The sequence below is a fragment of the Pseudoalteromonas sp. 2CM37A genome (genome assembly GCF_023161885.1).
In the GTDB taxonomy this organism is placed as follows: domain Bacteria; phylum Pseudomonadota; class Gammaproteobacteria; order Enterobacterales; family Alteromonadaceae; genus Pseudoalteromonas; species Pseudoalteromonas atlantica.
On record NZ_JALNTJ010000001.1, the window covers coordinates 283,655 to 298,794 of the forward strand.

The following is a 15,140-nucleotide window of genomic DNA, read 5'->3' on the forward strand; positions in this document are numbered from 1 at the left end:
TGATACTCTATCACGCGACAATATCTTTTTTGTAGTTGAGCAGACTCAGCATCTACATTAGTCATTTATGGCGAAAAATAGTCAATGCTTATTCGTAAAAGCGTTGTCGAGTCATTCTCATTTAATTTATTTAAAAATACACGTGATACATTGTAGGTGTCACCACTGTATGTAAGGATTTATAATGCCAGTTATTACTCTTCCTGACGGCAGTCAGCGTAGTTTTGAAAACCCTGTAAGTACTCTTGATGTAGCTAACGACATTGGCCCTGGTCTTGCTAAAGCAACCATTGCTGGTCGCGTTAATGGCGAGCGTGTTGATGCGTGCGATATGATCAACGAAGATTCGCGCCTTGAGATCATCACCGCAAAAGATGACGACGGCCTAGAAATTATTCGTCACTCGTGTGCTCACTTAATCGGTCATGCAGTGAAGCAGCTTTTCCCAGACGCTAAAATGGCTATTGGTCCAACTATTGATAACGGTTTTTACTACGATATTGATATGGAACACTCTTTGTCTCAAGAAGACTTAGACGCCATTGAAAAGCGTATGTTGCAACTTGCAAAAACAAACTACGACGTAGTGAAAAAAAATGTAAGCTGGCAAGAAGCACGCGATACGTTTGAAGCGCGTGGCGAAACATATAAAATGGAAATTTTGGACGAAAACATCGCAAAAGATGATCGCCCAGGATTATACCACCACGAAGAATACGTAGACATGTGTCGTGGCCCGCACGTACCAAACATGAAATTCTGCCAAAACTTCAAAATAATGAAAGTAGCTGGCGCTTATTGGCGTGGCGACTCTGAAAACAAAATGCTACAGCGTATTTACGGCACAGCGTGGGGCGATAAAAAGCAACTTAAAGCGTACCTTAAACGCTTAGAAGAGGCTGAAAAACGCGATCACCGCCGTATTGGTAAAGCGCTTGATTTATGGCACTGGCAAGAAGAAGCGCCAGGTATGGTATTTTGGCACAACGATGGTTGGAGCATTTACCGCGAGCTTGAAGAATTTGTTCGTGAAAAACTGCGTGAGTACAGCTACGAAGAAGTTAAAGGTCCAATGATGATGGACCGCTCTTTGTGGGAAAAATCAGGTCACTGGGAAAAATACTCAGACGCCATGTTTACCACAGAGTCAGAAAAACGTGAATACGCTATAAAACCAATGAACTGCCCAGGTCACGTGCAAATTTTTAACCAAGGTTTAAAATCGTACCGTGATTTACCACTGCGTATGGCTGAGTTTGGTTGTTGTCACCGTAACGAACCATCAGGCGCTTTACACGGCTTAATGCGTGTACGTGGCTTTACACAAGATGATGCTCACGTGTTCTGTACAGAAGAGCAAGTAATGGACGAAGTTTCAGCGTGTATTAAGATGGTTTATGATACATATGAGACATTCGGTTTTGACAAAATTGTAGTTAAGCTTTCTACGCGTCCTGAAAAACGCATCGGCGATGATGAAATTTGGGACAAAGCAGAGGTTGCATTAGCCGATGCACTTAAAGCAAACGACATTGAATTTGATTACCTACCAGGTGAAGGTGCCTTTTACGGACCTAAAATTGAATTTACTTTGTACGATTGTTTAGACAGAGCGTGGCAATGTGGTACAGTGCAACTCGACTTTGCATTACCGGGTCGTTTAGGCGCTACTTATGTAGCAGAAAACAACGAACGACGTACTCCAGTTATGATACACCGTGCTATTTTAGGCTCAATTGAGCGCTTTATCGGTATTTTAACTGAAGAATACGCTGGTTTATTCCCTACGTGGCTTGCTCCAAAGCAAGTGGTAATTATGAACATTACTGATAAACAAGCAGATTACGTGCACGAAATTGTACAAAAATTAAATAAACTTGGAATTAGAGCCGCTGCTGACTTGAGAAATGAGAAGATTGGCTTTAAAATCCGAGAACATACACTTAAGCGTATTCCTTACTTACTCGTTGTTGGCGATAAAGAAGTTGAACAACAGGAAGTAGCAGTACGTACCCGCACAGGTGAAGACCTAGGCAAATTTAATGTTGATGATTTTGTAGCTAAAATTAGCGAAGAAATTAAAAATCGACAGTAAAAATCGAGCGTGTAGGGCAATCACAAACAGCCAACTACACGCTTATATTATTGATATTCTTGGAGGAACGTACCATTAGAGGCGGCAAGAAAGGGCAACAAACAGCTCAAAAAAATCGTATTAACGAAGAAATTACAGCTCAAGAAGTTCGTTTAATCGACATCGAAGGCGAACAAGCTGGAATTCAGTCATTAAAAGACGCACAAGCTATGGCTGATGCAGCGGGTGTTGATCTTGTAGAGATTAGCCCAAACGCTGAGCCGCCTGTTTGTAAGGTTATGGACTACGGTAAGTTCATCTTTGAAAAAAGCAAAGAACTAAAAGAGCAGAAGAAGAAGCAAAAGCAAATCCAGATTAAAGAAATCAAATTCCGTCCTGGCACGGATGAAGGTGACTATCAGGTTAAGCTGCGCAACTTACGTAAGTTCTTAGAAGCTGGCGATAAAGCTAAGATTACTATCCGCTTCCGTGGCCGCGAAATGGCTCACCAAGAAATTGGTATCGAATTATTAAACCGTGTTAAGGCTGATTTAGAAGAACTTGCAGTAGTTGAGTCTTTCCCAAATCGTGTTGAAGGCCGCCAAATGGTTATGATGATGGCGCCTGTTGCTAAAAAATAATTTTTAAGCGATAATACGCACCGAATTTAGCTCAGGTACCCAAGTAATATGCAAATATTCACCTGTGCTAACCGGTTTTAAAGTAAAATTGCGGCATTTTTGCTGGGTTTTCACCGGAATATGGCAGTAAGTTAGGCCTAAAAGTGGAGCTATAGAAATATATCTCACGCCTGCTTACTAATTTTTAAGCAATACATTTGGAGTTATTGCAATGGCTTATAAGCTAAAAAGTCACAGAGGCGCTGCTAAGCGTTTCAAGAAAACTGCTTCTGGCGGTTTCAAGCGTAAACAAGCGCATCTTCGTCACATTCTGACTAAGAAAACTTCTAAGCGTAAGTTACACCTACGTCCTAAGATGATGGTTCATAAAAATGACCATGGTCTAGTTTCACGTATGTTACCATTCGCTTAATAGGGGTTTTTAGAAATGGCAAGAGTTAAACGCGGCGTTGTCGCACGTGCACGTCACAAAAAAGTTTTAAAGCAAGCTAAAGGTTACTACGGAGCACGTTCACGTGTTTACCGCGTAGCTTTCCAGGCAGTTACTAAAGCGGGTCAATACGCTTACCGTGACCGTCGTGCTAAGAAACGTACTTTCCGTCAATTATGGATTGCACGTATCAATGCAGCTTCACGTCAAAATGGTCTGTCTTACAGCCGTTTTATCAATGGTCTTAAAAAGACTTCTGTAGAAATCGATCGTAAGATCCTTGCAGATATCGCTGTTTACGACCAAGTTGCATTTGCAGCGCTTGTTGAAAAAGCAAAAGAAGGCCTAGCGGCAGCTTAAGCTTTTTTAAATAAGTAATAAAGAGGAGCCCTAGGCTCCTTTTTTTGTGCCTGTAATTTAAGACTCGCCTACTAATATTCTCCCGCAATAATACTTTATTATTTTGTGGGGCTAAATGTGTCGTTATCTGCGTTAAAAAACTCTCATTAAGAACTACTAAATAGCGAAGTTTTTACTACTATTAACACGTTTATCCATTCTCAAAATAGATCACTTAATTAAGCGGATTGGTATAAACAACGAATTGCTTGCTAAGCTATTGACACTTTTCCCCAGCCTTAAAATTAACTACTTTAATAATCACTTTATTAAGTCCATGGGTATAAACGGGCTTTCTTTTTTGTTGAATCACCGCACTTTTATAATATCGCTATGTTTACTTGGTATAATTTATTTTATTAAAGCGTTTGTTAGAGAAAACTATGTTTGCAAGCCTGTTATTTTTATCTGCAATTGTGCCAGATAACAGTCATTTACCGCCTCTTATTCCTTGGCAAGGTTATAGCGATTCGTTATTACAGCAGCAAGGCCCGTTAACCACTGATTTTGAGTTATCACAGGGCAAAGCCTCGCCAAACTATGCCGATACTATGGCGTTTGTAGATAGGCTTGTAGCGGCAAATCCCACGCAGTTTCAGTCTCAAATAATAGGCTACAGTAATAGTAATCGTGCTATTAAAATGGTGGTTGCCAGTGAACAAGGTTTTTTTGAAGCGGGGCAAATGGCCAACAGCACTAAGCCAACCGTTTTTATCCAAGCCGGTATTCATGCAGGTGAGATAGATGGTAAAGACGCCATGTTTATGTTGCTGCGCGATATTGCAACCGGTAAGCGCCGTGATATTTTAAAAAAGGTAAACATACTTTTTATTCCTATTTTAAACGTAGATGGGCATGAACGCAGCAGCGCATTTAATCGCATAAATCAGCGCGGCCCTGAAAAAATGGGCTTTAGAACCAATGCAAATAATCTAAACCTTAACCGCGATTTTACTAAGTTAGATACACCAGAGGTGAGAAGTGTTTTAAAGGTTATTAATGATTACAACCCAAACTTATACATTGATGTGCATGTTACCGATGGCGCCGATTATCAGTACGATGTGACCTATGGTTATAACCCTGTATTTGCAAGCGAATCGCCTGCTATATCTGATGCGTTAGATCAGTATATAAAGCCGGTTATTGACGAAACATTACAAAAGCAAGGGCATATACCTGGGCCATTGGTATTTGTTATGGATAAACGCGACTTTAAAAAAGGCCTTGCAGGTTGGGTGGCTACACCGCGTTTTTCAAACGGGTGGGGGGATTTAAAATCATTACCAACAATTTTAGTCGAAAACCATTCTTTAAAACCTTATCAACAACGCGTATTAGGCACCTATGTATTTTTAGATGGGGCAATAAACGCGCTTTCTCAGTACAGTCATGAGCTTTCGAACGCCGTTAAAAAAGAGCAAGAATTTGTACCTGAGAAACTAATTGTTAAACGAGGTTATGCTAAACAAGCAGACACAATCAGTGAGTTTAAAGGGGTCGAATACACATCAAGTGTAAGTGCGCTTTCGGGGCAAACTGAGGTTAAATATTTAGGTAAAGCCTATACCTACACTGACTTACCGATTTATTGGCAAAAAGAGGTTGAGCGAGTTGTTGATGTGCCCCAAGCGTTTTTTGTTCCGCCTGTGTATAGCGATATAATAGAAAAGCTTAAGTTACATGGGGTGTCAGTAAACAAACTTAAAGGCGCGAATACGCAACCTTTAAAGCTTGCCAAAGTACTTGATTACTCGTTTGATAAAGCCCCATTTGAAGGCCGCTTTAGAGTCTCTGCAAGTTTTGATTATGTACCAGCAATAAATGTAGATTTAGACGGATGGTATCAAGTAAATACGCAGCAAAAAGCAGGGGAGTTAGCGGTTCATTTATTACACCCAGAGGCTCCTGATTCATTTTTTGCGTGGGGTGAGTTTAATACAATATTTCAACGAACAGAGTACATGGAAAACTACGCGTTAATCCCTTACGCAAGGAAAATGCTTAAAGACAACCCAAAACTTGCTCTCGAGTTTGATAAAAAACTTCAAGATAAAGCATTTGCGCAAGATGCCAATGCACGTTTGCACTGGTTATATTCACACACGCCATTTTATGACGAAGCGTATTTGAAATACCCAATTTTAATGTCGTATGAGCAAGTAGCCGTTATTCCCGATCAAAAAGATAAAGAAATTTAATATGCACGTTATTACGATACCCGTGACTGCTTTTTCTCAAAATTGCAGAATAATTAGTTGTACAGAAACAAAGCAAGCTGTGGTGATAGACCCAGGTGGTGACGCACAAAAAATTATAGCCACGCTTAGTGAGCACAAATTAGTACTGAGCGCTATTTGGCTTACACACGGGCATTTAGACCACGTAGGTGCGGCAGATGAATTACGCTCACACTACAATGTGCAAATTATTGGCCCGCAAAAAGATGAGTCATTTTGGTTTGATAACCTGCCTATGCAAGCACAAATGTTTGGTTTTTCAGCTATTGATGCTTTTACCCTGACATTTGGCTTAATCATAATGATGTATTAACGCTTGGCAAACTTAGCTTTAGTGTTAAGCATTGCCCTGGGCACACACCTGGTCATATTGTGTTTTATGAGCCTGATCAGCAATGCGTTATTGTTGGCGATGTTATTTTTAAAGGTGCTGTAGGGCGTACAGATTTCCCTAAAGGCAATACAGAGCAGCTCATTGAGTCTATTAAAAGCCATATTTTAACACTTGATGACAACACGCGTATTTTAGCTGGCCATGGTGAAGATACCACTGTAGGCCACGAAAAACGCACTAATCCATTTGTAAGTGGCCAATTTGGTTAATTAAAATCCATGAAAATGCAAAATTATTGCAGACGGAATTTTAAATTGGCTGTATAATTTAACCAGTTTATTAGATAAATAAGAAATAAAATGTCTCTAAATCACGTAGATCGCCAAATTTTGGCACTTTTACAACAGGACGCAAGTCTTTCAACTGCTGAAATTGCAGACAAAGTAGGCTTATCTCAATCACCTTGTTGGCGACGCATTGCAAAGCTTGAACAAGATGGCTATATCAAAAGTAAAGTTGCGCTTTTAGATGAGAAAAAGCTTGGTTTTGACATGCTTGTATACGCACATGTGCGCTTATCAAATCATGGCAAGAAAAACTTAGCTGAATTTGAAAAGCTAATTATGAGCTATGACGAAGTGACAGAATGTTACACAATGGCCGGCACCATGGACTTTATGCTGCGTATAATCTCACAAGGTATAGAAGGCTATGAGCACTTTGTACGTGACAATTTACTCAGCTTAGAATACGTTCAAGAGGTACACTCTAACGTAACCATGACATGTGTAAAACGCAGTACATCTCTTCCTCTATAAAATAAACGACACAAAGTTAAGCTATACTAAGAAAGCTAATAACGGTGTGTGCGAATTGTTAAATGAGCGCTAATTTGGTAACATTTAGCGCTTTTTCGATCCTAACCTAATAACCCCCAGAGGAACTCAATGTTTAACTTACTCAGCAAAGCGCCTAGCTCTGCTAAAAACGATATTTTATCTGGCTTAACTGTAGCACTTGCTTTAGTTCCAGAAGCTGTTGCGTTTGCTTTTGTTGCAAATGTCGAACCTTTAGTTGGTCTCTACGCCGCGTTTATCGTTGGTTTAATTACGGCTATTTTTGGTGGTCGCCCTGGTATGATTTCGGGCGCAACCGGTGCATTAGCTGTTGTAATGGTAAGTTTGGTACTTGATCATGGTGTTGAGTATTTATTTGCCACGGTGTTGCTGATGGGAATACTGCAAATACTCGCGGGGATATTTAAGCTCGGTAAGTTTATTCGCATGGTCCCTCATCCTGTTATGCTCGGCTTTGTAAATGGATTAGCGATAGTAATATTTCTAGCGCAACTTGGGCAGTTTAAAGTGCCAGATGGCGCAGGCGGCCAGCAATGGATGACGGGCAACCCGCTTTACATCATGTTAGGTTTAGTTGCATTAACCATGGCTATCATTCACTTTTTACCTAAGCTCACCACTGCAGTGCCTTCTTCTTTAGTGGCTATTGTAACGGTAACCGCGCTAGTAATAGGCCTTGATTTAGACTCGCGCACTGTACTTGATTTCCTAAAAGGGATGACAGGTAATGAAGCGGCTACCATTGCTGGCGGCTTACCTGAATTTCACATTCCTATGGTTCCATTTACCCTGGAAACTTTTTATATAATTTTTCCGTATGCATTAATTTTAGCGGCTATTGGTTTAATTGAGTCGTTATTAACGCTTAGCTTGATTGATGAAATTACCGAAACCCGTGGCCACTCAAATAAAGAGTGTATTGGCCAAGGTGCTGCTAATGTAACCTGTGGCTTTTTTGGCGCAATGGGTGGCTGTGCCATGATTGGGCAATCAATGATCAACATTAATTCGGGCGGGCGCTCGCGCTTGTCGGGTATAAGTGCTGCACTAATGCTGCTTGCATTTATTATATTTGCTTCAAGTTTAATTGAAATGATCCCACTGGCTGCGCTTGTAGGTGTTATGTTTATGGTTGTTCTTGGTACGTTTGAATGGGCAAGCTTTAAAATGATGAAGCGCGTACCACTGTCTGATGCCTTTGTAATTGTATTGGTATCTGGCGTAACCGTAGTAACCGATTTAGCGATTGCCGTGTGTGTTGGTGTTATTGTTTCTGCCTTGGTATTTGCTTGGAATCATGCAAAACATATCTACACAACTAATTACATTGATGAGCAAGGTGCTAAAGTTTACGAGCTTCACGGCCCGTTATTTTTTGGCTCAGTTAAAAACTTTTCTGAGTTATTCGATGTTAAAAACGACCCTAAAGATGTAATTATCGAATTTGAACACAGCCGTGTTGCGGATCACAGTGCCATAGAAGCCATCGACAGCTTAGCTGATAAGTACACTAAAGCAGGTAAACAGCTTCACTTACGTCATTTAAGTAAAGACTGTAAGCAGCTGTTACACAAAGCGCGTGACTTAGTTGAGGTAAACGTAATTGAAGACCCAACTTATAAAGTGGCGTCAGATAAACTTGCCTAGTTTATAAGGTGGCTTTGCCCATACGAGCTGATTGAATCGGCATTTTAAAAGCGAAAGGTTAAAGCCTTTCGCTTTTTTATTGGCGTAACTTTGCGGTAAGGCTCTTAAAAATTAAGACAGTTGGTACTGCTAACACTTTGTAATAATCGATATAATAACCAAACCAGTGGTTAAATTAGCTAACGTAATTTTAACTTATTGGCTAACTTATACGGAGTTGTATTTTATTTTGAATTGGCAATCTTTAGTTGATAACAGGCAACGCTTTTTTTGGCTATTGCAAATTGCAGGCTGGATTGGTTATGCGCTTGTAAATTATATCGGCTCTAAAGTATTTGAAATGCGTGATATTTACGTGTTTGTTATATTATTAAATGCCTATGCGGGCTGTTTAATGACAGTCCCACTTCGTTATATTTACAGAAAAACCTGGAATGCATCGCCGTGGATATTAATGGTGGTTGTATTTGGTGCCTCGTACATTACAGGTACGTTGTGGGCAATTGTACAAAAATTTAATTTATGGGAAATATACCGCCATGGTTATCGCCCAGAAGATTGGTTTTACTATTTACAGCATGGCTTAGACTCTGTTTACATAATTTTATGTTGGAGTGGCTTATACTTTGGCATAAAGTATTACCAGCTATTACAAAGTGAGCGACAAAAAGCGCTTAAAGCAACTACAATGGCCCATGAAGCGCAATTAAAAATGCTCAGATATCAACTTAACCCGCATTTTTTATTTAATACGCTTAATGCTATTTCTACATTAGTTTTGGTAAAAGAAAACAAAGATGCTAACTTAATGGTGGCAAGGTTAAGCGACTTTTTGCGTTATACACTAAATACCGATCCCATTAAAAAAGTGCCTTTAGAGCAAGAGCTACACGCATTAATGCTGTATTTAGAAATAGAGCGGGTAAGATTTGATGAGCGCTTAAAAGTAAATGTAGATGTAAGCGAGCAAGCAAAAGAGGCACTTGTGCCAAGCTTAATTTTGCAACCGATAATTGAGAACGCAATTAAATACGCCATTGCGCATATGTCACAAGGCGGTGTGATAGACATAAAAGCACAGGTTTTTGCCAACGAGCTACTACTTGAAGTAGGTGATAACGGCCCCGGTACCGAGCTAATAGACGGACAACTTGTAAATGCACAAGGGGTAGGGGTGGCAAATACCAAAGACAGATTAAAAACGCTCTATGAAAATAATTATTCGTTTGTATTATCACATAATACGCCAAGTGGATTGAAAGTTAATCTGCGAGTACCGTTTGAGAAGGCTGTGAAGAAATGACTAAAATTAAAACCATCATTGTTGATGATGAACCATTAGCAAGAAAGGGCTTAGCAGTAAGACTTGAAGAATATACTGATATAGAAGTAGTTAAACTGTGTAGTTCAGGCTCTGATGCAATAGAAGCATGTAAAGAGCACCCAATAGACTTAGTTTTTTTAGATATACAAATGCCAGGAATGAATGGCTTTGAAGTTGCCCGTGCCTTAAGCGAAAGCACTAAAGCGTTACCCGCGATTGTGTTTGTTACTGCATTTGATCAATTTGCAGTAAAGGCATTTGAAATACATGCTTTGGATTACATTTTAAAACCCGTTGACGATAACAGACTAAAACAGGCGGTAGAAAAAGTGCATAGTTACTTAAAAACACAGCAAGACAACGCCCATAAGAAAAAACTAGCGAGTTTTGTTGCCGGTATTACAGGTAATAACTGTGAAGAAATACTTAAAAAATTAGCCACAGGCGATACCCTAACCGACAAACGTTACCCAGAATCACTGGCGGTAAAAGAGCAGGGTGAAATTATTCGTGTCCCGGTTGCGACAATTCAGTGGGTTGATGCCGCCGGCGATTATATGTGTTTACATTGCCAAGATGGGCAAACACATATTTTGCGCAAAACAATGAAAGAGCTTGAGCAAGAGCTCGACCCACATTTGTTTGTGCGCGTTCACCGCAGTGCAATTGTAAATACAAAACAAATAAGCAAGCTGGTTACACAAGTAAGCGGTGAGTATTTATTAGTGCTTGAAAACGGACAAGAGCTTAAAGTAAGCCGAAGCTACCGCGATAAAGTAAAAGCAGCGCTAGCCAGCTAGTTTGATGTTTTACAGGCATAAAAAATGCGAGCTTAGCTCGCATTTTTTATATAAGGCAGAAATTACGCTACAGTTACAATTTTCATTGTGTTCGTTGCGCCCACAGTTTCCATAGAGTCACCGTGAGTAATAATTACTGTATCGCCAGAGTGTAATGAACCTTGTGCTACAAGGGTATCAAGTGCGGCTTTAACCATTCCGTCTTTTTCAGTTTTTGTAGAATCAAAAAACACAGGGTAAACACCACGATAAAGCGCTGTTTGGCCTAGCGTGCTTGCATGGCGTGAAAGCGAGTAAATAGGTAAACCAGAGCTGATACGCGACATAAGTTTAGCGGTGCTACCTGACTCAGTTAAGGTAACAATGGCTTTAACCGAATCTAAGTGATTAGCAGCGTACATAGCTGAAAGCGCGATAGATTCTGCATTGTTAGAAAAACGGCTGTCTAAACGGTGCTTAGATACGTGGGTTTCTTTTTGCGATTCTGCACCTAAACAAACACGTGCCATTGTAGCGACCGTTTCTTCAGGGTAATCACCGGCAGCGGTTTCTGCTGAAAGCATAACTGCATCAGTACCATCAAGTACTGCATTTGCCACATCCATAACTTCTGCGCGTGTTGGCATTGGGTTATCGATCATCGATTCCATCATTTGTGTTGCAGTTACAACAGTACGGTTTAATGAACGAGCGCGACGAATAATGAGTTTTTGTTTACCCATTAGCGCAGCATCACCAATTTCAACACCTAAATCGCCACGAGCAACCATTACAGCGTCTGATGCTAAAACAATGTCATCTACGGCTTCTTGTGTTTCTACGGCTTCTGCACGTTCAATTTTTGCAAGTAGTTGTGCTTTAGAGCCAGCAGCTTCTGCTAAAGAGCGTACATAACGCATATCATCGCCACTGCGTGGGAACGATACTGCAATGTAATCAACATCTATTTCAGCTGCAGTGATTAAATCTTCTTTGTCTTTTTCTGTAAACGCAGGGGCTGTTAAACCACCGCCTAAACGGTTAATGCCTTTATTATTTGATAATACACCACCTACGGTAACCGAGCAGTGCACTAAGTGACCTTCTACTTGCTCAACGGTTAGTTGAATAAGGCCATCGTTTAATAGTAATAAATCGCCAGGGCTTACATCTTGTGGTAATTCTTTGTAATCAATACCTACCGCGTTTACGTCGCCTTCACCTTTTTCCATTTTTGCATCTAGGGTGAATTTAGCGCCTACTTCAAGGTTTACTTTACCTTCTTTAAACGTTGAAACACGAATTTTAGGACCTTGAAGGTCTGCAAGGATAGCAACATGTTTACCTAATTTTGTGGCTATCTCGCGTACAGCTTGTGCACGGTCTTTATGATCTTGTGCAACACCATGTGAGAAGTTTAAACGTACTACATTAGCGCCAGCGCGAATAATTTTTTCTAGATTGTTATCTCGATCTGTTGCAGGCCCAAGTGTAGCGACTATTTTTGTGCGTCTTAGCATCAAATTCTCCTGTGTGCTTAGATGTGTAAGCAGGTTGACGGTTATTTTGTGACTTCAAAATACTTATAACTTATGTATAAACATTTTTAGTTATAGGCAAACTAGTTAGTATTGCCACTATTTTATACAAAACGAATATGTCATCATTATGACACCGGTGTCAAAATCCGTCAATGATCTTAAATTCAAAATACGCAGAGTATTTGTAACCGCACAGCCCTTATATTTGATACAATTGCAGTGCTTTTTAATAGCGTAATAAAAAAGCATGCTGTATTAGCTCAACGTTCGCATTTTATGACGGTATGAGTATAATGCACGCGGTATTATTTAATGAATTACTTAGTTTACTAACCAAATAGTTGTTACCGAGGAGGACACTAAATGCAAGTTGCATTAGTCGGGTTAGGCGTTATGGGCAAAAATATTGCCTTAAACATGATTGAAAAAGGCATAACGTTAGTCGCATATGATAAAAACCCACATGCGGGTGAAGAGTTATTAAGTTGTGCTAAATCGCAAGGCATGGCCGATAGACTTCATATTGTTTCTGATTTAGGAGACATGGTAAGGCGTTTAGAAGCACCTCGCTCTATTTTATTATTAGTGCCTGCAGGCGAACTGGTTGATGCTGTGTGTAATGAGCTTGTTGAAGCTGGCGTACAGTGTAACGATATGATTGTAGATTGTGGTAACAGTAACTACAAAGACGGTATTAATCGTAAACTTAAGTATCAAAACAAATTTGAATTTGCCACCATGGGTATTTCTGGCGGTGCCGAAGGCGCTCGTCATGGTCCTGCAATGATGGCAAGTGGCTCAGAAGGCGGTTGGGAGCGTATCGAACCGTGGTTTGAAAAAGTAGCCGCTAGCTACAATGGCGAGTCGTGTTTTGCACGCGTTGGTCAATCGGCCAGTGGCCATTTTGTAAAAATGGTTCACAACGGCATCGAATACGCAATTATGCAGCTTATTGCTGAAGTGTATCAACTACTTCGTATTGGTACAGGTCGCTCACCAAAAGAAGTGGCTGAAATTTTTGATGACTGGTCTACCGGTCATTTAAATAGCTACTTACTTGCTATTTCTAGCCATATTTTATCTCTTGAAAACACCAAGCAAGAACCGCTTGTTGATTTAATTGATAATAAAGTAGGCGCAAAAGGCACAGGCCTGTGGACTGCGCAAAATGCACTTGAACTGGGTATTGCTGTTCCTTCACTGGTTGCCGCGGTGCAAGCTCGCCACTTAACCAATGTATGTGACACCACCGCTGCACAAGAAATGACGTATGCCGCTAAAGCTACAAACAAGGTTGATATTGACCTTGAAGAGCTAAAAGATGCATTTACATTGGCGAGCTTATTAGCGTATCGCCAAGGTTTAGCGTTAATTAAAGGGGCTTCTCGTACCCATCAGTGGAAAGTAGACTTGTCTAAAACGCTGCAAACATGGCGTGCCGGTTGTATTATTCGTGCTGACTACCTAGATAGCGTAGCGCAAGGCGTAGAATACATTGATACGCTTGAAAATGAATCTAATGCGCTTCGCAAAGTAACTGGGCAAGCTGTAATGACTGGCTTAGCGTTCCCTGTACTTGCATCAACACAAACGTATTTAGCCACATTAACCACACCAAGTAATGGGCATTTAGTACAAGCTCAGCGTGATTACTTTGGTGAGCATGGTATTAAAACTCACTCAGGTGAAGTGTGTCACTTAACTGACTTAGTGGGTATAGACGCGAAAGTAAGATAATTAACGCGTTTATAAATTAATAAAGGCACGCTATTTAGCGTGCCTTTTTCGTTTTGGTCACTAAAATTAGCGGCTTAATTCACCGCGTAAATTGTCTTGCATTAAATGGCGAATCGTTTCAATTTCTAGGTTTTGGCTAAACAAATAATGCAGCTTTGTTAAACACGCCTCTAGTGTCATATCGTAGCCACTTATTACACCAATATTTAATAACGCGTTACCCGTAGCATAGCCGCCCATATTTACATGGCCTTTTAAACACTGCGTTAAATTAACAATAACCATGCCGCGTTTACTTGCCTCACTTAGCACGTCTAAAAAGTCGGGGTCTTGTGGGGCATTACCTACGCCAAAGCTAAGCAATACCAGTGCTTTTATATTGTCATTCACCAAACTTTTAACCACGTCTTTACTAATGCCTGGGTATAAATAAAGTACACCAATTGGCTGAGGTGTAATGGTGGTTACCTGTAGTTCGTTTTCTACATAAGGGCTTAGCTGGCCTTTAATTAGCTGAATATTAATACCAGATAATGCTAAAGGCTCTAGGTTAGGAGATGCAAAAGCATTAAAACCATCGGCATGTGCTTTAGTGGCTCGGTTACCTCTAAATAATTGGTTATTAAAAAATAAGCTCACTTCAGCAATGGGGTAATTAGCCGCTAAAAACATGGCGTTTAATAAGTTAACTTGACCGTCAGAGCGTAATTGCGATAAAGGAATTTGTGAGCCAGTAACAATAACGGGTTTAGTTAAGTTTTCGAACATGAACGACAGGGCAGAGGCTGTGTAAGCCATTGTATCGGTGCCATGAAGGACCACAAAACCATCGTAATCGTGGTATTTGCTTTTAATGTCATCAGCTATTAGTTGCCAATGCGCTGGCGACATATCTGATGAATCGATTAAAGGGCAGTACTCGTGAATATCAAAAAGGGGCATTTCTTCACGGTTAAATTCTGCGTTATTAACCACTGTTTCTGTTAAAAAACCTTCAGCCGGAATGTAGCCACGGCTCGATTTTTTCATACCTATGGTACCGCCAGTGTATGCGATATAAATGCGTTTACGTTTCATAAAAAAAGCCCAGTAAAAAAACTGGGCTTAGTATAACGTTAAGTTGTTTTAAATACAGCT

Annotated in this window: 12 protein-coding genes and 1 pseudogene; 11 read left to right on the top strand and 2 right to left on the bottom strand. The window is 40.3% G+C overall.

Features of this window, described 5'->3' with window-relative positions:
• Positions 1-184 precede the first annotated feature (184 nt).
• The 10 genes and pseudogenes from thrS to MTF68_RS01270 all read left to right on the top strand — a co-directional run bounded on the left by thrS (position 185) and on the right by MTF68_RS01270 (position 10,746).
• Positions 185-2,095 carry a threonine--tRNA ligase gene (gene thrS / locus MTF68_RS01225; protein WP_004587838.1) on the top strand — a complete coding sequence of 637 codons (1,911 nt, stop codon included), beginning with the start codon at positions 185-187 and terminating at the stop codon, positions 2,093-2,095.
• A gap of 59 nt (positions 2,096-2,154) precedes the next feature.
• Positions 2,155-2,715, top strand: coding sequence for a translation initiation factor IF-3 (infC, locus tag MTF68_RS01230; RefSeq protein ID WP_024034072.1), 561 nt, complete (start codon positions 2,155-2,157; stop codon positions 2,713-2,715).
• A gap of 211 nt (positions 2,716-2,926) precedes the next feature.
• The gene (gene rpmI / locus MTF68_RS01235) at positions 2,927-3,127 is read left to right on the top strand and encodes a 50S ribosomal protein L35 (protein ID WP_004587840.1); all 201 of its coding nucleotides are present in this window, start codon (positions 2,927-2,929) and stop codon (positions 3,125-3,127) included.
• A 15-nt stretch (positions 3,128-3,142) separates the two neighbouring features.
• Positions 3,143-3,505 carry a 50S ribosomal protein L20 gene (gene rplT / locus MTF68_RS01240; protein WP_004587841.1) on the top strand — a complete coding sequence of 121 codons (363 nt, stop codon included), beginning with the start codon at positions 3,143-3,145 and terminating at the stop codon, positions 3,503-3,505.
• Positions 3,506-3,927: 422 nt separating this feature from the next.
• Positions 3,928-5,745: a M14 family metallopeptidase gene (locus MTF68_RS01245; RefSeq protein ID WP_248461414.1), complete on the top strand. Its 1,818-nt coding sequence runs from the start codon at positions 3,928-3,930 to the stop codon at positions 5,743-5,745.
• Position 5,746: 1 nt separating this feature from the next.
• Positions 5,747-6,387, top strand: a pseudogene (locus MTF68_RS01250) (MBL fold metallo-hydrolase).
• 90 nt (positions 6,388-6,477) lie between these two features.
• Positions 6,478-6,936 (top strand): Lrp/AsnC family transcriptional regulator, encoded by a 459-nt coding sequence (locus MTF68_RS01255; RefSeq protein WP_002960703.1) that lies wholly within the window; start codon positions 6,478-6,480, stop codon positions 6,934-6,936.
• Between the two features lie 129 nt (positions 6,937-7,065).
• On the top strand, positions 7,066-8,622 hold the full coding sequence (locus MTF68_RS01260) for a SulP family inorganic anion transporter (RefSeq protein WP_004587844.1): 1,557 nt from the start codon (positions 7,066-7,068) through the stop codon (positions 8,620-8,622).
• Between the two features lie 229 nt (positions 8,623-8,851).
• The gene (locus tag MTF68_RS01265; protein WP_024034075.1) at positions 8,852-9,925 is read left to right on the top strand and encodes a histidine kinase; all 1,074 of its coding nucleotides are present in this window, start codon (positions 8,852-8,854) and stop codon (positions 9,923-9,925) included.
• Positions 9,922-10,746, top strand: a complete 825-nt coding sequence (locus tag MTF68_RS01270; protein WP_004587846.1) for a LytTR family DNA-binding domain-containing protein — start codon at positions 9,922-9,924, stop codon at positions 10,744-10,746. The genes MTF68_RS01265 and MTF68_RS01270 overlap by 4 nt, the downstream gene beginning before the upstream one ends.
• A gap of 62 nt (positions 10,747-10,808) precedes the next feature.
• Here MTF68_RS01270 and pyk read toward each other — a convergent pair whose 3' ends face one another.
• Positions 10,809-12,245: a pyruvate kinase gene (gene pyk / locus MTF68_RS01275; RefSeq protein WP_004587847.1), complete on the bottom strand. Its 1,437-nt coding sequence runs from the start codon at positions 12,243-12,245 to the stop codon at positions 10,809-10,811.
• A gap of 384 nt (positions 12,246-12,629) precedes the next feature.
• Here pyk and gndA point away from each other — a divergent pair, with 384 nt between their 5' ends.
• Positions 12,630-14,003, top strand: coding sequence for an NADP-dependent phosphogluconate dehydrogenase (gndA, locus tag MTF68_RS01280; RefSeq protein ID WP_024034078.1), 1,374 nt, complete (start codon positions 12,630-12,632; stop codon positions 14,001-14,003).
• A 66-nt stretch (positions 14,004-14,069) separates the two neighbouring features.
• Here the strand turns inward: gndA and ansA are convergent, their stop codons facing one another.
• Positions 14,070-15,080, bottom strand: coding sequence for an asparaginase (ansA, locus tag MTF68_RS01285; RefSeq protein ID WP_024034079.1), 1,011 nt, complete (start codon positions 15,078-15,080; stop codon positions 14,070-14,072).
• Between the last annotated feature and the right edge of the window lie 60 nt (positions 15,081-15,140).